This window comes from Bradyrhizobium sp. Kon10, from assembly GCF_055807395.1.
In genome coordinates, this window is the sequence record NZ_JBVVOZ010000004.1 from 279,467 (window position 1) to 297,370 (window position 17,904).

Consider the following 17,904-nt stretch of genomic DNA (forward strand, 5'->3'; position numbering starts at 1 on the left):
CGCCAAGCCGCGGCGGCCCCGCCCGCAAGTGATGCGGCTGACCGATGCCGCCGCCCAGCGCATCAGCGAGCTGACCCAGCGCGCCGACTCGGAGATCGTCGGCCTGCGCGTCGGCGTGAAGAATGGCGGCTGTGCCGGCCAGTCCTACACGGTCGAATACGCCCATGACGTCCGCCCGACCGACGAGGTGGTCGAGGACAAGGGCGTCAAGATCCTGGTCGATCCCAAGGCCGTGCTGTTCCTGCTGGGGACCGAGATGGACTACAAGGCCGACAAGATGCAGGCCCAGTTCGTCTTCAACAACCCCAACCAGATCTCCGCCTGCGGTTGCGGCGAGTCGGTCGAACTGCGCCCGGCCAAGATCGACGGGTAGCCCCGGCTCGCGCCTCTCGCTCCGCCGTCGTCCCGGCGAAGGCCGGGACCCATACCGCGTGATCTCGCGATGATGCGCGGTATCCGTACCGGCGCTGTCAAGATTGCCAGTCTTCGCTAAACTACTCCCTGGGGTTATGGGTCCCGGCCTGCGCCGGGACGACGATGGGAAGGCACCGGGGCCATGGACCGCGAATTCCTGATCGACCTGTTCGCCGATTTCGGCCCGGTCACGATCCGCAAAATGTTTTCCGGCTACGGCATCTCCGCCGACGGCATCAACTTCGCGCTTGCTTTGCGCGCCGGCCTGTTCTTCCGCGCCGACGAGCAGACCATCCCGAATTACGAGGCCGAAGGCTCAAAACCGTTCCAGTATTCGACGCGCGCCAAGACCGTGGTGGTGAACTCCTACTGGGAGCTGCCGGCGCGCCTGTTCGACGATTCCGAGGATCTCGTACGTTGGGCGAGGGCCGCGCTCGCCGCCGCCCAGCGCGCCAGGGTGAAGAAGCGGCCGAAGGCGAAGAAGAAAGAGGCCGAGAAGGTGCAGCCGAAGAAGCTCGTTACCAAGAAGCGGCCAGCAAAGAGACCATCCAGGACCTCGGTGCGTAAGGTGGGCAAAGCGACTCGTCCGACGTAGCTCGCAGAGCGAAGGCGGAAGCGTGCCTATCGCTGAGTTCGTAGGGTGGGCAAAGCGGAAGCGTGCCCACCGACAGGAAGGTCATCTGGAGAGATGGTGGGCACGGCGCGTTGCGCCTTTGCCCCCTACGCGACTTCAATCCACGGCCCTTGTCAGGCCGACCCTCATATCTTTGGCCATGTAAACGCAGGTGCCGTCGGCAAGCACGCGCCCGTCGGCAAATCCCAGGACCAGCTTGCCGCGCCTGACTTGGCGCATCGCGACCTCGTAGCGCACGCGGCGCGTCTGCGGTGTGACGGATCCCGTGAACGCCACCTCGCCGACGCCGATGGCGCGGCCCTTGCCCGGTGAGCCCGACCAGCCCAGCCAATAGCCGATCATCTGCCACATGGCATCGAGCCCCAGAGAGGCCGGCATCATGGCGTCACCGCGAAAGTAGCAATCGAAGAACCAGTGGCCCGGCGCGATATCCAGCTCGCCGACGATGTGTCCCTTGCCGAATTCACCGCCGTCCAGGCTGAGCTCGGTGATGCGGTCCATCATCAGCATGGGCGGAGCCGGCAATTGCGCGTTGCCGGGGCCAAAATAGCCGCCTTCGCTCGACCTCAGCAGTTCGTCCCTGGTGTAGGACGGTTGCGGCAGGTGAAAATCAATTGGGTTTGGCAAGACGACAACACCTTTGCGTGCGCGGGGGAGGTGCAGGAGGCCGGCAATGCAGCTCCAGATGTCGTAGCTCCCGGAGCAAAGTCAAGCCGCATCCTGAGAAGACCGCGCGGCGGTCGTTTCGAAGCATGGCCGCGAGCTAGACCGGGGGCCGTCATGGTTCGAGACGGGTTTGCGCGCCTCCTCACCATGAGGGTTGAGCAGTTCTCGGATTGGAGATGGCTACGCCACGCGGCTGCGCGTCTCGATCGCGTATTCGGGATCGGCTTCGCAGATCACGCGGTTGCGGCCGTTGCGCTTGGCGGCGTAGAGGCAGGCGTCAGCGCGTTCGATCAGCGCGTCGGTGTCGTCGCCCTGCTGCAGCAAGGAGACGCCGACGGAGACGGTGACGCGGCCGAGGATCTCGCCGGTCGACTTCTTCTTCAATTCCTTCGCCATCACGGCGTGGCGGATATGGTCGGCGACCGTGAGCGCCTGGCGCAGGGCGGTGTTGGGCAGCACCACGGCGAACTCCTCGCCGCCATAGCGCGCGGTGATGTCCTGGCCCTTGATGCTCTGTTTCAAGGACACGCCGACCAGCCGCAGCACCTGATCACCGGTGAGATGGCCATACGAATCGTTGAAGGACTTGAAGTGGTCGATATCGAACAGCAGCAGCGACAGCGGCTCGCCTGAGGCAAGTGCGTTCTGCACGGCCGAGGCGATCATGCGATCGAAATATTTGCGGTTGCCCAATCCCGTCAACGGATCGGTCAGGCTTTCGGTGCGGATCGCTTCGAGGCTCTGTTGGAGATTGTTGATCTCGTGCTTCGACAGCGTCAGCCGGTCTTCCAGTGCCTTGTTGGCCTCGCGCATCTCGCCGGTCGAGCGCAGCAGTCTCTCGACGATCGTCCCGATCTGCTCGCGGCTCTTGGCCGACGACAATTGTTCGGCCGCGTCCGACAGGCTGGAATCGTAGGTGCCGTTTATGTTGAGCGCGTGACCGAGGACATTCATCACATCGTCGATCTCGCCGATCACTCGCGCGCCGACCTTGTCGATCCGATCGGTGGTCTTGATGTGGGAGAGATAGGTATCGTGGATCTGTTCGAGATCGGCTTCGGTCAGCTTGCCGCTGCGCGCCAGCGTCTCGTTGATGATCTTGTTGAGCGGCGCGTTGTAGCCGGTGGCGTAGACGTACCAGATCTCGTAATTGCGGGGAATCGCGGTTTGCCTGAGCGACCGGATTTGACCGAGCGCCACGTCGGCGAACGCCATCGTGCGTTCGTGTTCGTCAAGCACGTTGACCACTGAACATTCCCCACGACGATCGGTGCGCAGCCGATCGCAGCAATAGCTATAAATTATGTTCGTAGGCTAACGGACGATCGTGAACGACCCGTAAATGTACGTGGCTGAATGCATCCAAAAAGTGCTGGTTGTGTCTTGTGCAACCAAAGCCTGCAGCGCAACGCGCTTCAGGCGCCGGCGGGGGAGCGAACCGGCCGCAGCAGAAATGCCGGCAGATGCGAGTGATCGCCGGGCTCGTTATCGGCTTCACGTTGGCGGCGCGGCTCGGGCCGGCCAATCGAGGGCACGTGCGATGGATTGGCCGGTGGGCGCGATCCGCTGCGCGCCTCGGATGACGGCTTGGCTTCGCGCGGAGGCCTTGCCTCGCGTGCAGGCCTTGCTTCACGCTCAGCTCTTGGCTCGCGTTCAGGTCTCGGCTCGGGGACGGAGCGTGTTTCGGCTGGAGGCCGCGCCTCGCGCGGTTCGTGGCTGCGCTCACGGTCGCGACCGCGCGCCGGCTTGCCGCGTCCGCCGCGTGAACGTTCACGGCCGCGTTGTTCGCGCGGACGCTCGCTCGCATCGGAAGCATCGGTGCGGACTTCGAAGTCGCCCTCGGCACGCGGAATGGTTTGGCCGATCAGCTTTTCGATCGCCACCATCGATTTCTGGTCGAGCGGCGTCACGAGCGAGATCGCCATGCCGGAGCGACCGGCGCGGCCAGTGCGGCCGACGCGGTGAACATAGTCGTCGGGATAGTGAGGAACGTCGAAATTGAAGACGTGGCTGACCTCGGGAATGTCGAGGCCGCGGGCGGCGACGTCGGAGGCGACCAGCAGCGGCAGTTCGCCCTTGCGGAACTGTTCGAGCGCCGCTGTGCGGGCTGACTGGTCCATGTCGCCGTGCAGCGCGCCGACGCTGAAACCGTGCTTCTGCAGCGATTTATGAACGACGGCGACTTCGCGCTTGCGATTGCAGAAGATGATCGCGTTCTGGAGATCCTTGGCCTCGCGCAGCAGGCGTCGCAGCAATTCGCGCTTTTCATGCGCCTCGCGCCCGGCCGGAACCTGACACTGCGTAACGGTGACCGCGGTGGTGGCGGGCTTGGAGACTTCGACCTTCTGCGGATTGTGCAGGAAGGTCTCGGTGATGCGCCGAATTTCCGGCGGCATGGTCGCGGTGAAGAACAGGGTCTGCCGCGTGAACGGGACGAGCTTGCAGACGCGCTCGATGTCGGGAATGAAGCCCATGTCCAGCATGCGGTCGGCTTCGTCGATGACGAGCAGCTCGACGCCGGTGAGCAGGAGGCCGCCGCGTTCGGTATGGTCGAGCAGGCGGCCCGGGGTTGCGATCAGCACGTCGACGCCGCGCGTCAGCTTGGCATCCTGGTCGCCGAACGAGACGCCGCCGATCAGCAGCGCGACGTTGAGTTTCTGGCCGGCGCCGTAGCGGTCGAAGTTCTCCTTGACCTGCGCCGCGAGTTCGCGGGTCGGCTCGAGGATCAGGGTGCGCGGCATGCGCGCCCGGGCGCGACCCTTTTCGAGGATGGTGAGCATCGGCAGCACGAAGGCCGCGGTCTTGCCGGTGCCGGTCTGGGCGATGCCGAGCACATCCTTGCGAGCGAGGACGTGGGGGATCGCCTGTTCCTGGATGGGGGTGGGGGTGGTGTAACCGGTGGCCGCCACTGCGGCGAGGACTTTTTCGGATAGTCCGAGATGGGTAAAGGACATTGAGCCTCTGGTCGAAACCGCCGTTCGGAATCGAGGGTAATAAGGCTGTCGCGTTCCACCCCGAAACGGCGCGCTTTCAAAGAAGCTGGGGGTGCTGACTCACGCGAACAAAGCGCAAGGCTCAGGAATCGCTCTTCGATACCGAGCCGCGTCGACCCGGAACATAGGGGGGAATCGGCTAAAGTCAATGGAGCAGCCGCGGGAAGGCCCTAAAAACTCTGGGGTTTTGCCCAAATAACGGGCGCGGCTCGCTTTTCCGCGGCCACCGCCGGCCTGGTCGGAACCTCAGCGGCCGGTTGAACCCTGCCAATGGGTTAGCCGACTACGACATCAGTGGCGAGAGCTCCCCGAAAGCGGTCAAATCGATCCGGTCGGGGCGATCCTGCAACGGGGATTTTCGATGCGACATCGGCTTTTCAGATTCCTGGTGGCACTTGCTGCCGTGGCAGGCCTCGGCAGCTTCGCAAGCGCCGCACATGCCGAAAAGCGCGTCGCGCTCGTCGTCGGTAACAACGACTACAAGAACGTCCCGAAGCTCCTGAAGGCCGTCAACGACGCCCGCACCATGGGCGACACGCTGAAGCAGCTCGGCTTCCAGGTGATGGTTGCCGAGAACCAGAACCGGCAGCAATTCTCCGAGACGTTGCTCGCCTTCGACCGGGCGATCGAGCCCGGCGACACCGCGTTCTTCTTCTACGCCGGCCACGGCTTCGAGATCGCGGGCCAGAACTACCTGCTGCCGACCGACGTGCCGGCGGCGGCGGAAGGCCAGGAAGAGCTGGTGCGCGACGCCTCGGTTCTGGCCGACCGCATCGTCGAACGTCTCCAGAACAAGAAGGCGCGGACATCGATCCTGGTGTTCGACGCCTGCCGCAACAATCCGTTCGAGCGCAGCGGCACGCGCGCGGTCGCCGGCGGCGGCGGGCTCGCGCCGATGACGCAACTGCCCGAGGGCGTGTTCTCGGTGTTCTCGGCAGGTCCCCGCCAGACCGCGCTCGATCGTCTCTCCAATGACGATGCCAATCCCAATTCGGTGTTCACGCGCACCTTCGCCAGGGAATTGCTCCAGCCCGGCGAGAATCTGGTGCAGGTGGCGCAGCATACGCGCCGTCTGGTCAGCGAGATGGCCGACACCGTCAAGCACAAGCAGGTGCCGGTCTATTTCGACCAGATGGTCGACGACGTCTTTCTCAGCGGCATCGCCAAGGATGCCGCCGCCGCCGCGCGGCCGGCCGATCCGCCGCCGCAGCAGCTTGCGGCACTGCCGCCGGTCTCGGTGCCGCGCGTGCCGAAGGAGGAGACCACCAACGCGCCGATCGCGAGCTTCTCGCGCCACAATGGCGGTTGGAGCGTGACGTTCTCCTTTGCTGATCCGACGCTGGGAGTATCCTGGCGTATGGCCGGCAATGGCGATTTCCGCGAGACCGGCTTCATCGACACGCTCGATCCGCGCACGCGCAGGCGGATGCCGAATCCGTCGATCGAATTGCCGCCGGATGCGCAGGCCGGCACGATCGAGGTCCGCTATGTCGATCAATCCGGCGACTTGCAGGGACCGTTCCCGATCAAGTTCGATCCCGAAGCGGCGTTGATCCGCGACCAACGCAAGATCCTCGACATGACCGCTACGAGCTGGCTGTCATTCCGCGAGTTCAACGGGCTCTTGGTGTACTACACGCACCTGGTCTCCTACCGCTGCGCCATCCGCGAGGCGCGGATCGGGTTCGACACAGCCGTGCCCGACAAGGTGCTGAAGCTACCGCCCTGCGATCTCCGGGATCCCACTGCGGTCTCGGCGGGCATGCTGCTTTACCAGAAGCTTCCGCCGACAACGCAATTCATGTCGATCGAATTGACCTATCGCGACGGCAGCGTGTCGGAGATCAAGACGTTTCGCACGGCGAACCGCAGCAACAATTGAACATGCCTTGGACGCCTGCCTGCGCTACAATCGGTCAACAAGGATCGATGCAGTCGTGAGGCCGGGTCATGGATGGAACCACGTCAGATCACCCCGCAACCCGCTCCATCAAAGTCCGCTGCTGCGTCGTCGGCGGCGGCCCTGCCGGCATGATGCTCGGCTATCTCCTGGGGCGTGCCGGTATCGACGTTGTGGTGCTGGAGAAGCACGCGGATTTTTTCCGCGACTTTCGCGGCGACACCGTGCATCCCTCGACGCTCCAGGTGATGGACGAGCTCGGCCTCATCGACGCGTTTCTCAAGCTGCCGCATCAGCAGCTGCAGAAGATGGAGGGCCTGTTTGGCGGCACGCATGTGCGGCTCGCCGACCTCAGCCGGCTGCGCACCAAATATCCTTTCATCGCCTTCATGCCGCAATGGGATTTTCTGAATTTCCTGCGCGAGGCCGGCCGCCGCTTCGCCTCGCTCAAGGTGATGATGAGCACGGAGGCGGTCGACCTGATCCGCCGCGGCGACACCATCACCGGCGTGCGCGCAAAGACGCCGGACGGCACGATCGACATCGAGGCCGATCTTACCGTCGCGTGCGACGGCCGGCATTCGCTGCTGCGCGAGCGCGCCGGCCTCGCGGTCGAGGAGATCGGCGCGCCGATGGACGTGCTGTGGTTCCGTGCGGGCCGGACGCCCGACCGGACCGAAAACCTGTTCGCGCGGGTTGAGCCCGGCCGGATGATGGTCACCTTCGACCGTGGTGATTATTGGCAATGCGCCTATGTCATCGCCAAGGGGCAATACGATGCAGTGAAGGCGAGGGGACTGCCGGCGCTGCTCGACGACATCGTGCGCATGGCGCCGGTCCTCAAGGGCGGAATTGTCGACGTGAAAAGCTTTGACGACATCAAGCTGCTCACCGTTGCCATCAACCGCCTGACGCGCTGGACGCGGCCGGGCCTGCTCTGCATCGGCGATGCCGCGCATGCGATGTCGCCGGTCGGCGGCGTCGGCGTCAATCTCGCCGTGCAGGATGCGGTTGCGACTGCAAACCTGCTGGCTGAGAGACTGACGCGCGGCCGTCCATCCGACGACGAGCTCGATGCCGTGCGACGCCGCCGCGAGTTTCCGGTGAAGATGACGCAGCGAATGCAGGTGATCGTGCAGAACAACATCATCAGCGGCGCGCTGAGAGGCGGCGACCGGCCGCTGAAGGTGCCGTTGCTCCTGCGCCTCATCAGCGCGCTGCCGTGGCTTCAGGGCATCACGGCGCGCTTCATTGCGCTCGGCGTGCGGCCGGAGCACGTTCATTCGAAAGCGGCGCCGGGCGGTGACGCAGAAATTCGTCAAGGATAACGCCGCGTTAAAGCGCGCGCGGCGCGTTGCGCGCGTGCAACAGCGCGGGCGCATTCAAAGCCGGCTATACGCCAATCCGGCGCCTTAACTCTCTTGATTCAAATTTGAGTAAGAACTGCGTGTGAGCGTGCATCCATCAAAGGACACGGGGTGTACCATGCGTAACAAGTTGATTGCCGCCTTCGCCTGCACGACCGCTCTGGTTTCGGCGGGCGCTGCTTCTGCCGCTGATCTCGGCGCGCGGCCGTACACCAAGGCACCGGCCTATATCGAGCCGCTGTTCAACTGGACCGGCTTCTATGTCGGCGGCCACATCGGCGGCGCCTGGACCAACGAGCAATTCATCAACAACGGGGGCGGTGCGCCGTTCGGCGATCTGACGCCGGGGCAGGGCTATCGTCAGCGCGGGGCGGGCCTGATGGGCGGCGCCCAGATCGGCTACAACTGGCAGGCCAACAACTACGTGTTCGGCATGGAAGGCACGATCTCGGGCCTCGACAACAAGGGCACCGTCCTCAACACCGCGTTCGGTGCCGGTGACGACGTCTTCACCTGGCGCACCAACGTTCTCGCGACCGTCGTCGGCCGCGCCGGCTTCGCCGTGCAGAACAATCTATTTTACATCAAGGGCGGCTATGCCGGCGTGAACAACCGTCTCAACGTGACAGATACGGTCGGTGCGGCGACGGGTTCTGGCGGTCAGACCCACTGGGCCAACGGCTGGACCGTCGGCGCGGGTTGGGAATACGGCGTGACCCGCAACTGGATCGTCGGCCTCGAATACAACTACGCCGCCTTCGGCAGCCAGACCTATCAGCTTGGCGGGACCTCGGGTAACTACACCTTCGACGCCAAGCCGCGCGACATCCAGTGGGCCGTCGTGCGCGCCAGCTACAAGTTCGACGCACCGGTCATCGCGCGCTACTGAGCACATCGACGAACGATCGATCAGCCAACAAGAAAATCACCACCATCAATTCAAAAGCCCCGGCTTCGTCCGGGGCTTCTTTTTTGTGTGCGGGGCAGGCTCACGCCATCACCGAGAACCCACCGTCGACGGGGATCGCGGTGCCCGTGACGAAGGCCGATGCGGGTGAGGCGAGGAACACCGCGATGCCGGCGAAGTCGTCGATGTCGCCCCAGCGCCCCGCAGGCGTGCGTGCCAGAACCCGCTCGTGCAATCCCGAGACCTGCTGCCGCGCGCCGCGCGTCAGCTCAGTGTCGATCCAGCCCGGCAGGATGGCATTGACCTGGATGTTGTCCGGCGCCCACGCATTGGCGCAGGCGCGCGTGTACTGCACGATGCCGCCCTTGCTCGCCGCATAGGCAGCCGCGAAACTCGCGCCGAAGATCGACATCATCGAGCCGATATTGATCACCTTGCCGTTGCCGGACGCCTTGAGCGCGGGGTAGGCGGCCTTCGAGCACAGAAAGGCGCTGGTGAGGTTGGTCGCGATGACCTTGTTCCATTCGTCGAGCTCGAGCTCGTGCGGCGGCTTGCGGATGCTCATGCCGGCGTTGTTGACGAGGATGTCGATGCGGCCGAGATCCCGGACCACGCGCTCGACCATGGTGGCGACGGCCGCCTTGTCGGTCACGTCCGTGGTGACGGCAATCGCCCTCACGCCGCGCTGTTTGAGATCGGCAACCGCAGTGGCCGATTTGGCTTCGTTGCGGCCGACCACGGCGATGTCGGCGCCGGCCTCGGCAAGCCCGTGAGCCAGGCCGAGCCCAATGCCGCCGTTGCCTCCCGTGACGATCGCGACCTTGCCGCGGAGATCGAACCGGCTGGATGTCATGCTTTATTCCCTGGTTTCTTCTATGGATTGCTCTGCCAGATCAGCACCAGCCCCAGACCGGCCATGGCAGCGCCATACCCCGCCCATTGCAGCTGGTTGACCATGAAGCTCGATCGCGGCCACGGGACGGTACCCGTGCCCTGTCCGATCCAGAGCAGCCCGACAGCGAGGGCAAACAGGCCTGCGATCAGCAGAAATCTGCGCATGCATTCCCTCCTATGGATCCGCCTCTGTCATGCCGCTGCATCAAAGATGTCCGCGGGCATGAAGCTTGGGCTGCACAGTAGCCGGCTTTGCTTCGGATACAATGGGTCACGAGCGCAACGAGCGCGCTGCCTGGAACAGCGCAAATGTGGGGAAAGGCTCTCAGCTCGATCCAAGTAAACTCAGCTCACCTCGTAACGAAAAAGCCCCGGACGGCGCCGGGGCTTTGACATTCGATGTTGAGCTTCGATCAGTATTTCGCGACCACCGGGCCCGCATTGAAGCGATAGACCAGGGCCGTACTGACGGTCTGCACCCAAGGCTTGAAGGTGACCGACAGGCCGGTCGGCGTGCCGCCGAAGGCAGGCGTGAGTGTCATCGGCAGTGACGCGCGATCATAGTAAGCGCTGCGGTATTCGGTCTTCATGAACCAGCCGGGGGCAGCGATGCCAAGGATGTCGAGGCTGTTCTCGATGCCGCCGCCGACGAACCAGCCATCGCGATGGAAGGATGGCGTTGCGTAAAAGGCGACGCCGGGCAGACGGAGGGAACTGAGAGTGTTGCCGGACCATTCGGAGCCCGTGTAGCCCGCATTGACATACGACAAGACGTTGGGCGCAGCGAGATATCCGAGCCGCAGGCCGGCTGCGTAGCTGGTGCGAAGCTTTTCCGTCCCCTCCGAATTGGCCATGAACGTTTCGTTGAGCGAACCGTGAATATCCCCGAATTGTCCGTCAGCGAAAGCACCGGCAACCCAATTGCCGTTGAATTGCCAGTCGTATCCGAGACCAACGGTTCCGAACCAACCGCTGCCTCCCTGGCGTTGGTCGCGCGTGAAGGGCGTAATGGGACCGCCTAGGATCGCGTTGGTCTCGACGTTGCTCTCCGCGCTCCAAAGCCCGCCGCCGGCGCCGCCGAAGACGTAGACGCCGGTCCAGCTTGGTCCTGCGGCAGCCGCGGGAGCCTTGGTGTAGAGGCGCGGAGAGGCATCCGCAGTCGCGGGCATGCCCTTGTCGTTGAACCGGTAGACCAGCGAAGTGCTGATGGTCTGTACCCAAGGCTTGAAAGTGATGGCGGTGCCAAGCGACGAGCCGGCAGGGCCACATACAGTCGCCGCCTCGCCGGCGGCCGTGCAGGTCTCGGCCAAGGTGGTGCGGTCGTAGAACGCGGACCGATATTCGGTCTTCATGAACCAGCCTGGCGCGCTGATGCCGAACAAGCTGAGATTGTTCTCGACGCCACCGCCAACGAAGAAGCCATTGCGACGGAAAGACGAAGTGGTGGCGAGCGCCGCAGTCGACGTGCCAGGGAACGCGGAAAGCGTGGACAGGCTGGCGCCGGACCATTCGGAGCCCGTATAGCCGGCGTTCACGTAGGACAGCACGTTCGGAGCGACCAGGTAGCCGAGCCTTGCGCCTGCGGCGTAGCTCGTGCGGAGCTTTTCGCGTCCCTCCATGCCGAAAAATGAGTCCGACATGGAGCCGCTGATGTCGCCGAACTGTCCGTCCGCGAAGACGCCGGCAACCCAGCGGTTGGCGAACTGGAAATCGTAGCCGGCGCCGACCGTGCCGAACCAGCCCCTGCCGCCCAGCCGCTGGTCGCGCGTGAACGGCGCGCCAGGCGGTCCGAAGAAGCCGATTGTTCCGTCGCTGACGAGATTGCTGTCGGCGCTCCACAGACCGCTGCCGCCGCCGCCGAAGACGTAGAAGCCGGTCCAGCTCGCGACCGCAGCCGGAGCAGGGGCTTTGACAGACGGTCTGGGCGCGAGATCGGCGGCGGATGCCGAGCCGCCGATCAGGGCGATTGCCGTCGTCGTGAGCAGCAGCTTCTTCATTGTCATGGTTCCAGCAATCCGAGCCAACGCGCCAGCCATCAGTCTCGCGCGATTCCAAAGTTCCATGGAACTTCTAGCCGATTGTTGGCCGAAGAGCTGTTGCGAGAATGGTACAGGGCTTGAGCGGTCGGACGGGCTAGCACGACGTGCGCGGATTATTCCGTCAGCCTGTTGCCAAACAAAAAAGCCCCGGACGATGCCGGGGCTTTGATGTCTCAGATCGAGATCAGATCAGTACTTCGCGACGACCGGGCCGGTCCAGTTGAAGCGGTAAACCAGCGAGGTCGAGATCGTCTGGTTCCAGGAGTTGGCACGGATGCTGTCGATACCTGTCGGCAGGTTGGTCGCGTCGGACAGTTCGTCCCGGGTCTTCGCGCCGTAGAAGGCCGAACGGTATTCGGTTTTCATGAACCAGCCCGGCGCAGTGATGCCGAAGATGTTCAGGTTGTTCTCGACACCGCCGCCGACGAACCAGCCGTTGCGATTGTAGCCGGCGAGATGGACACCAGCGGGAGTGCCAGCCAGGTTGGTGAAGCTGGTGCTGCCGAAGTGAGCGCCCGAGTAACCGCCGTTGACGTAGGAAAGGACGTTCGGAGCGACCAGCCAGCCGAGGCGCACGCCGGCGGCCCAGGAATCTTCCAGCTTCTGGCTGCCCGTGAGGCCGAGCAGAGGATCCTGAACGGTTGAGCGGATGCTGCCGAACTGGCCGTCAGCGAACACGCCGGCGACCCAGGTGCCGCTGAACTGCCAGTCGTAGCCGAGACCGACGGTGCCGAACCAGCCCGAGCCACCCTGACGCTGCGTGATCGTCAGCGGCGTGCCGGTCGGGGTCGCGAGGATGCTCTGGTCAGAGGCCGAAATGCCGCCGCCAGCGCCACCGAAGATGTAGAAGCCGGTCCAGTTGGCAACCGGAGCCGCCATCGGAGCCTTCACATAGGGGCGCGCCGCGAGATCAGCCGCCGAGGCCGAACCGGTCATCGCCGCCGCCGCGGTCAGAGCCAGCAAAATCTTCTTCATGATAAATCCCCAACCTAGGTCTGTGGTGCAGGCGCGAGCGCACTGAAGTCCGAGTGATCTGATGCCCCGACTATAGACGTTTCTCTCCGAAATGCTGTTGCAGGGCAGGCACAGTCGCCGGAAAACGCCGGCCGGACGGCGGTTTGGAGGACGATTGACTGGGTCGAAAAAGCTACACGGAATCATAGTGTTGCGTGCTTTTTCGGAGTTCTGCTGCGGGTAAGTTTTTGTTAGCAAATGCGCCTCTGTCCGAAACGGAGGCAGTCCTGCTTTGGCCTTGGCGCCTGTGAGTCGTTGGCCGAGTCGCGGGTCGTGCTGGACGGCGGCCTGCCTGAATCAGCCGGAAAGAGCCGCACTGAAAAAGCCCCGGCGTTGAGCCGGGGCTTTTTCGCGGAAAACCGCTGCTTCAGACGTCGAGCAAATCGTCGTTGGCGAATTCGGCCTTGTCCGAGATGAACGCGAATCGCGCTTCCGCCTTGGTGCCCATCAGGCGCTCCACCGAATCGGCCGTGGTGTCGCGGTCATCCGCGAGCAGCACCACCTTCAGCATGGTCCGCTTGGCCGGATCCATGGTGGTCTCCTTGAGCTGCGCCGGCATCATCTCGCCGAGGCCTTTGAAGCGGTTCACCTCGACCTTGGCATTGGCGTTGAACTCGCTCTTGATCAGCGCCTCCTTGTGCGCGTCGTCACGGGCGTAGATCGACTTGGTGCCGACTGTCAGCTTGTAAAGCGGCGGCACCGCAAGGAAGAGATGCCCTTCGTCGATCAGCCGCGGCATCTGCCGGTAGAAGAAGGTGATCAAGAGCGAAGCGATGTGGGCGCCGTCGACGTCGGCGTCGGTCATGATGATGATGCGCTGATAGCGCAGATCCTCTTCGCGATACTGGGCCAGCATGCCGCAGCCGATCGCCTGCACGAGGTCGGCGAGCTGGGTGTTTGCCGTCAGCTTGTCCTTGCCGGCGGAGGCGACGTTGAGAATCTTGCCGCGCAGCGGCAGCACGGCCTGGGTCTTGCGGTCGCGCGCCTGCTTGGCGCTGCCGCCGGCCGAGTCACCCTCGACGATGAAGAGTTCTGAGCCCTCCAAGCCTGCATCGCTGCAGTCGGCGAGCTTGCCGGGCAGGCGCAGCTTCTTGCCGGCGGTTTTGCGCGCGGTCTCCTTCTCCTGGCGGCGGCGCAGCCGCTCCTCGGCGCGATCGATCACGAAATCGAGCAGCCTGTTGGCCTGGTTCGGATTGCCGGAGAGCCAGTGGTCGAACGGATCCTTCATCGCTTGTTCGACGATGCGCTGCGCTTCGGCCGTGGCAAGGCGATCCTTGGTCTGGCCCTGGAATTCGGGCTCGCGCACGAACACCGAGAGCATCACGGCCGCGCCGACCATCACGTCTTCCGAGGTGATGGAGGCCGCGCGCTTGCCCTGGCCGACGCGCTCGGCATGATCCTTCAGGCCGCGCAACAGCGCGCTGCGCAGGCCGGACTCGTGCGTGCCGCCGTCGGGCGTCGGCACGGTGTTGGTGTAGGACGACAGGAAACCATCGGCATCCGCGGTCCACGCCACCGCCCATTCGCAGGCGCCATGCGCGCCGTTGCGCCCGGATTTGCCTGAGAAGATGTCGGCATGCACCAGCGTGTCGGCATGGATCGCAGCGGCCAGATAATCCTTCAAGCCACCGGGGAAGTGGAACGTCGCTTCCGCCGGCACGTCCTCGACGCCCTTCAACAGCTCGGGCGCACAATTCCAGCGGATCTCGACGCCGCCGAACAGATACGCCTTCGAGCGCGTCATCTTGAACAGGCGCTGCGGCTTGAACGCGGCCTTGGCACCAAAAATGTCGGTATCGGGCTTGAAGCGCACCCGCGTGCCGCGGCGGTTGTTGATCTTGCCGAGATCCTCGAGCTTGCCCTTCGGGTGCCCGCGCTCGAACGTCATGCGGTAGAGTTTCTGGCTGCGCGCGACCTCGACCTCCAGCAAGGAGGAGAGGGCGTTCACCACCGAGATGCCGACGCCGTGCAAGCCACCCGAAGTCTCGTACACCTTGGAGTCGAACTTGCCGCCCGAGTGCAGCGTGCACATGATGACTTCGAGCGCCGACTTCTTCGGAAACTTCGGATGCGGATCGACCGGAATGCCGCGGCCGTTGTCGGTGACGGTCAGGAAACCGTCGGCGCTGAGCTCGACGCCGATGAAGGTCGCATGCCCGGCCAGCGCTTCGTCCATCGAGTTGTCAATGACTTCGGCAAAGAGGTGATGCAGCGCTTTTTCGTCGGTGCCGCCGATATACATGCCGGGCCGGCGCCGCACCGGCTCCAGGCCTTCGAGCACCTCGATGTCGGCCGCCGTGTAGTCGGCTTCGGCACCGCCGGCCCGCGAGGCCGCCTTGGCGGCGGCGCGAGGCTTCGGCTCATCGCCGCCGAAAAAATCGTCTTTTGCCTTGGGCTTCAATTGTTTGGACATGTATCTTGATGCAGTTTGAGGGCCGCCTGAGCGGCGAATCGGTTGCGCCGACTATGCCACGGCTGGCCGAGAAAGGTCACCGCGGGACGGCCGGGCGGTGGCGTTGGGAGCCAATCCCGGCGATTTTACGCCGCTGGCTGCCCAAGTCCCGGCAATTTGACGCGCCGGTCCGGTCCAGATCGGGCTTTGTGACTTGATGTCACACAAGTGCTTGGCTTACCAGTCCTTTTCATCGAGCAGGCCTCAAGGCGGGGCGGGAAGGCGATCAGGAATGGAGCAGTATGCGCACGCACTGGCCGACTTCGTGCGCCTTCACCAGGCTTGGGCGGCTCCGATCGTGTTCCTGCTGGCCTTCGGCGAGTCGCTCGCCTTCATTTCGCTGCTGATCCCGGCCTGGGGCGCGCTGGTCGCGATCGGTGCCCTGATCGGGGCGAGCGGCATCAGCTTCTACCCGGTCTGGATCGCCGGCGGCATTGGCGCCGCTCTCGGGGACTGGGTCTCCTATTGGTTCGGCTACCGCTACAAGGAGCAGGTCGCACAGATGTGGCCGCTCTCGCGCTATCCGGAACTGCTGCCCAAGGGCGAGGCCTTCGTGAAAAGCTGGGGCGTGCCCAGCATCTTCATCGGCCGCTTCTTCGGCCCCTTGCGCGCCTCCGTGCCGCTCGCCGCCGGCATTTTCGAGATGCCCTATTGGAGCTTCCAGACCGCCAATTTCATTTCGGCCCTGGTCTGGTCGGCGGCGCTGCTGCTGTTCGGCGACGTGATCGCAACGATCATGGAATGGATCTGGCGGGTGGTGTGAAGCTTGACGGGAACCGCGCTTGGCCCTATAGCCCCGCGCCATGATCAACGCCGCGACCATCCTGTTCGCCCGTCGCCGCCGCCGCGCTTTAGCGGTTTGGGCGGTCGATCGCGTTTGAGATCATCGTCTTTGCCGCTGGATCCGATCCGCGGCATTCTCTCTCCTGTCAGCGCGATCTGATCCGGCGGCCCCCAACGAGGCCCAGCAGGAGACCAATATGTACACGCCCCCCTTGTTCAAGCAGGACCGCGCCGCGAGCCTGAAATTCGCCGAGGCGCGCGGCTTCGGCATGATGTGCGCCTTCGACGGCAAGAAGCCGATCGCGTCGGCGCTGCCGTTCTATCTGACCTACGCCGATGACGGCACGCCGCACGCCGCCTTTCATGCCGCGCGTCACAATCCGCTGCTAAAGCTTGCGGACGGCGCGACCTCCTGGCTGCTCGCGGTCAACGGTCCCGATGCCTATGTCTCGCCCGATTGGTACGTCTCGCCCGATCAGGTGCCGACCTGGCTCTATCAGTCGGTGCATCTGAGCGGGCCGGTGCGGCTGCTAGCGGACGACGAGCTGTCGGTGCAGGTCGATGTCCTCAGCGAGAAGTTCGAGAGCCGGTTGCTGCCGAAGAAGCCGTGGACGTCGGGCAAGATGACCGCCGGCCGGCTGGAGGCGATGAAGAAGGCGATCGTGGGTCTGGTGATGACGGTTGAAGAGGTCGAAGGCAGCTTCAAGCTCAACCAGCACAAATCCGACGCGGATTACACCGCGATCGCCGATGCTCTCGGTGCGCAGCCTTCCGCCGACGCCAGGGAGATCGCGCAACTGATGCAGGACGTGAAGCCGCAAGCTTTCGCGGCTGCCAACAAGCTCCAAGGAAGCGTGCCATGAACCTTTCTGACACCAAACAGGCCGTGAAGACGGGCCCTGCGAAAAAGCCCGCCACTGTCTTCGTCGACGGCGGCTCCGGCACCACCGGGCTCGGCATCAACGAGCGGCTGAGGCTCCAGAGCGATGTCGCGGTGAAGACGATTGCCGACGACAAGCGCAAGGACCCCGCGGCCAAGAAGGCGCTGATGGAGGAGGTGGACCTCGTCATCCTCTGCCTGCCGGACGATGCCGCCAAAGAAACAGTCGCGCTCATCGACAGCATGGGCGCGTCGGGGCCGAAGGTGCTGGACGCCTCCACCGCGTACCGGGTCGCGCCTGATTGGGCCTACGGCTTTCCGGAGCTGACGGCAGACCAGGCCGGCAAGATCAAGGCCGCGAAAAAGGTCTCCAATCCCGGCTGCTATCCGACCGGCGCGATCGCGCTGCTGCGGCCGATCGTCGACGCGGGTCTGTTGCCGCCCGATTATCCCGTCACCGTCAACGCGGTGAGCGGCTATTCCGGCGGCGGCAAGGCGATGATCGCAAGCTATGAAGACGGCAGCGCGCCGGCGTTCGAGCTCTATGGCCTTGGCTTCGAGCACAAGCATCTGCCGGAGATGCAGCTCTATTCGAACCTGACGCGGCGGCCGATCTTCATCCCGTCGGTCGCTAACTACCGGCAGGGCATGCTGGTCTCAGTCCCGCTCCAGCTCGACACGCTGCCGGGAAAGCCCAGCGGTGCAGATCTCCAGGCCGCATTGGCCAAGCGCTACGCCGGCTCAAAATACGTCTCGGTGATGCCGCTTCAGAACGAAGCGACCAAGGGCGGCAAGCTCGAGCCGGAGGCGCTCAACGAAACCAACATGCTCGAGCTCTATGTCTTCGCCAGCGACAAACATCACCAGGCGGTGCTGGTCGCGCGGCTCGACAATCTCGGCAAGGGGGCCTCGGGCGCAGCCGTTCAGAATATGCGGCTGATGCTGGGCCTTGACGCCTGAA

At 64.2% G+C, this 17,904-nt stretch carries 16 protein-coding genes; 8 read left to right on the forward strand and 8 right to left on the reverse strand.

Annotation, left to right across the window (positions count from 1 at the left end):
- Positions 1-31: 31 nt before the first annotated feature.
- Together AC0L2O_RS08865 and AC0L2O_RS08870 are read left to right on the forward strand one after the other, a co-directional pair.
- Positions 32-373, forward strand: coding sequence for a HesB/IscA family protein (locus AC0L2O_RS08865; RefSeq protein ID WP_063203306.1), 342 nt, complete (start codon positions 32-34; stop codon positions 371-373).
- A gap of 183 nt (positions 374-556) precedes the next feature.
- A complete protein-coding gene (locus AC0L2O_RS08870) occupies positions 557-1,009 on the forward strand; it encodes a TfoX/Sxy family protein (RefSeq protein ID WP_473369453.1) in 453 nt (150 codons plus the stop codon).
- A 135-nt stretch (positions 1,010-1,144) separates the two neighbouring features.
- On the opposite strand, the gene fabA is transcribed toward AC0L2O_RS08870, so the two are convergent.
- The 3 genes from fabA to AC0L2O_RS08885 all read right to left on the reverse strand — a co-directional run bounded on the left by fabA (position 1,145) and on the right by AC0L2O_RS08885 (position 4,668).
- A complete protein-coding gene (fabA, locus tag AC0L2O_RS08875; protein ID WP_369723975.1) occupies positions 1,145-1,675 on the reverse strand; it encodes a bifunctional 3-hydroxydecanoyl-ACP dehydratase/trans-2-decenoyl-ACP isomerase in 531 nt (176 codons plus the stop codon).
- 219 nt (positions 1,676-1,894) lie between these two features.
- Positions 1,895-2,962: a GGDEF domain-containing protein gene (locus tag AC0L2O_RS08880; protein ID WP_473369454.1), complete on the reverse strand. Its 1,068-nt coding sequence runs from the start codon at positions 2,960-2,962 to the stop codon at positions 1,895-1,897.
- A gap of 167 nt (positions 2,963-3,129) precedes the next feature.
- Entirely contained in the window at positions 3,130-4,668 is a 1,539-nt protein-coding gene (locus tag AC0L2O_RS08885) for a DEAD/DEAH box helicase (protein WP_473369455.1), read from the reverse strand.
- A gap of 400 nt (positions 4,669-5,068) precedes the next feature.
- Between AC0L2O_RS08885 and AC0L2O_RS08890 the strand changes: the two genes are divergently transcribed.
- The 3 genes from AC0L2O_RS08890 (at position 5,069) to AC0L2O_RS08900 (ending at position 8,863) form a co-directional block, all read left to right on the forward strand.
- Positions 5,069-6,589 carry a caspase family protein gene (locus tag AC0L2O_RS08890; RefSeq protein WP_369723970.1) on the forward strand — a complete coding sequence of 507 codons (1,521 nt, stop codon included), beginning with the start codon at positions 5,069-5,071 and terminating at the stop codon, positions 6,587-6,589.
- Between the two features lie 68 nt (positions 6,590-6,657).
- Positions 6,658-7,935, forward strand: a complete 1,278-nt coding sequence (locus tag AC0L2O_RS08895; protein ID WP_473369456.1) for an FAD-dependent oxidoreductase — start codon at positions 6,658-6,660, stop codon at positions 7,933-7,935.
- 157 nt (positions 7,936-8,092) lie between these two features.
- Entirely contained in the window at positions 8,093-8,863 is a 771-nt protein-coding gene (locus tag AC0L2O_RS08900; protein WP_473369457.1) for an outer membrane protein, read from the forward strand.
- Positions 8,864-8,963: 100 nt separating this feature from the next.
- Here AC0L2O_RS08900 and AC0L2O_RS08905 read toward each other — a convergent pair whose 3' ends face one another.
- The 5 genes from AC0L2O_RS08905 to parE all read right to left on the reverse strand — a co-directional run bounded on the left by AC0L2O_RS08905 (position 8,964) and on the right by parE (position 15,241).
- Entirely contained in the window at positions 8,964-9,734 is a 771-nt protein-coding gene (locus AC0L2O_RS08905; protein ID WP_473369458.1) for a glucose 1-dehydrogenase, read from the reverse strand.
- Positions 9,735-9,754: 20 nt separating this feature from the next.
- Positions 9,755-9,940, reverse strand: coding sequence for a hypothetical protein (locus tag AC0L2O_RS08910; RefSeq protein ID WP_369723963.1), 186 nt, complete (start codon positions 9,938-9,940; stop codon positions 9,755-9,757).
- 248 nt (positions 9,941-10,188) lie between these two features.
- Positions 10,189-11,778 carry an outer membrane protein gene (locus AC0L2O_RS08915; RefSeq protein ID WP_473369459.1) on the reverse strand — a complete coding sequence of 530 codons (1,590 nt, stop codon included), beginning with the start codon at positions 11,776-11,778 and terminating at the stop codon, positions 10,189-10,191.
- 225 nt (positions 11,779-12,003) lie between these two features.
- Entirely contained in the window at positions 12,004-12,789 is a 786-nt protein-coding gene (locus AC0L2O_RS08920; RefSeq protein WP_369723958.1) for an outer membrane protein, read from the reverse strand.
- A gap of 406 nt (positions 12,790-13,195) precedes the next feature.
- A complete protein-coding gene (parE, locus tag AC0L2O_RS08925; RefSeq protein WP_473369460.1) occupies positions 13,196-15,241 on the reverse strand; it encodes a DNA topoisomerase IV subunit B in 2,046 nt (681 codons plus the stop codon).
- Between the two features lie 271 nt (positions 15,242-15,512).
- On the opposite strand from parE, the gene AC0L2O_RS08930 reads away from it, so the two are divergent.
- The 3 genes from AC0L2O_RS08930 to argC all read left to right on the forward strand — a co-directional run bounded on the left by AC0L2O_RS08930 (position 15,513) and on the right by argC (position 17,903).
- Positions 15,513-16,043, forward strand: coding sequence for a DedA family protein (locus tag AC0L2O_RS08930; RefSeq protein WP_369723956.1), 531 nt, complete (start codon positions 15,513-15,515; stop codon positions 16,041-16,043).
- A gap of 217 nt (positions 16,044-16,260) precedes the next feature.
- On the forward strand, positions 16,261-16,926 hold the full coding sequence (locus tag AC0L2O_RS08935; RefSeq protein WP_409188945.1) for an FMN-binding negative transcriptional regulator: 666 nt from the start codon (positions 16,261-16,263) through the stop codon (positions 16,924-16,926).
- Complete coding sequence (gene argC / locus AC0L2O_RS08940; RefSeq protein WP_473369461.1) at positions 16,923-17,903, forward strand: N-acetyl-gamma-glutamyl-phosphate reductase; 981 nt, start codon at positions 16,923-16,925, stop codon at positions 17,901-17,903. Before AC0L2O_RS08935 ends, argC begins: the two co-directional genes overlap by 4 nt.
- Position 17,904 lies beyond the last annotated feature (1 nt).

Coding starts and splice junctions, on each gene's coding strand:
- AC0L2O_RS08865 (WP_063203306.1), top strand. CDS start 32: ATGCGGCTGACCGATGCCGCCGCCCAGCGCATCAGCGAGCTGACCCAG.
- AC0L2O_RS08870 (WP_473369453.1), top strand. CDS start 557: ATGGACCGCGAATTCCTGATCGACCTGTTCGCCGATTTCGGCCCGGTC.
- AC0L2O_RS08885 (WP_473369455.1), bottom strand. CDS start 4,668: ATGTCCTTTACCCATCTCGGACTATCCGAAAAAGTCCTCGCCGCAGTG.
- AC0L2O_RS08890 (WP_369723970.1), top strand. CDS start 5,069: ATGCGACATCGGCTTTTCAGATTCCTGGTGGCACTTGCTGCCGTGGCA.
- AC0L2O_RS08895 (WP_473369456.1), top strand. CDS start 6,658: ATGGATGGAACCACGTCAGATCACCCCGCAACCCGCTCCATCAAAGTC.
- AC0L2O_RS08900 (WP_473369457.1), top strand. CDS start 8,093: ATGCGTAACAAGTTGATTGCCGCCTTCGCCTGCACGACCGCTCTGGTT.
- AC0L2O_RS08905 (WP_473369458.1), bottom strand. CDS start 9,734: ATGACATCCAGCCGGTTCGATCTCCGCGGCAAGGTCGCGATCGTCACG.
- AC0L2O_RS08910 (WP_369723963.1), bottom strand. CDS start 9,940: ATGCGCAGATTTCTGCTGATCGCAGGCCTGTTTGCCCTCGCTGTCGGG.
- AC0L2O_RS08915 (WP_473369459.1), bottom strand. CDS start 11,778: ATGACAATGAAGAAGCTGCTGCTCACGACGACGGCAATCGCCCTGATC.
- AC0L2O_RS08920 (WP_369723958.1), bottom strand. CDS start 12,789: ATGAAGAAGATTTTGCTGGCTCTGACCGCGGCGGCGGCGATGACCGGT.
- parE (WP_473369460.1), bottom strand. CDS start 15,241: ATGTCCAAACAATTGAAGCCCAAGGCAAAAGACGATTTTTTCGGCGGC.
- AC0L2O_RS08930 (WP_369723956.1), top strand. CDS start 15,513: ATGGAGCAGTATGCGCACGCACTGGCCGACTTCGTGCGCCTTCACCAG.
- AC0L2O_RS08935 (WP_409188945.1), top strand. CDS start 16,261: ATGTACACGCCCCCCTTGTTCAAGCAGGACCGCGCCGCGAGCCTGAAA.
- argC (WP_473369461.1), top strand. CDS start 16,923: ATGAACCTTTCTGACACCAAACAGGCCGTGAAGACGGGCCCTGCGAAA.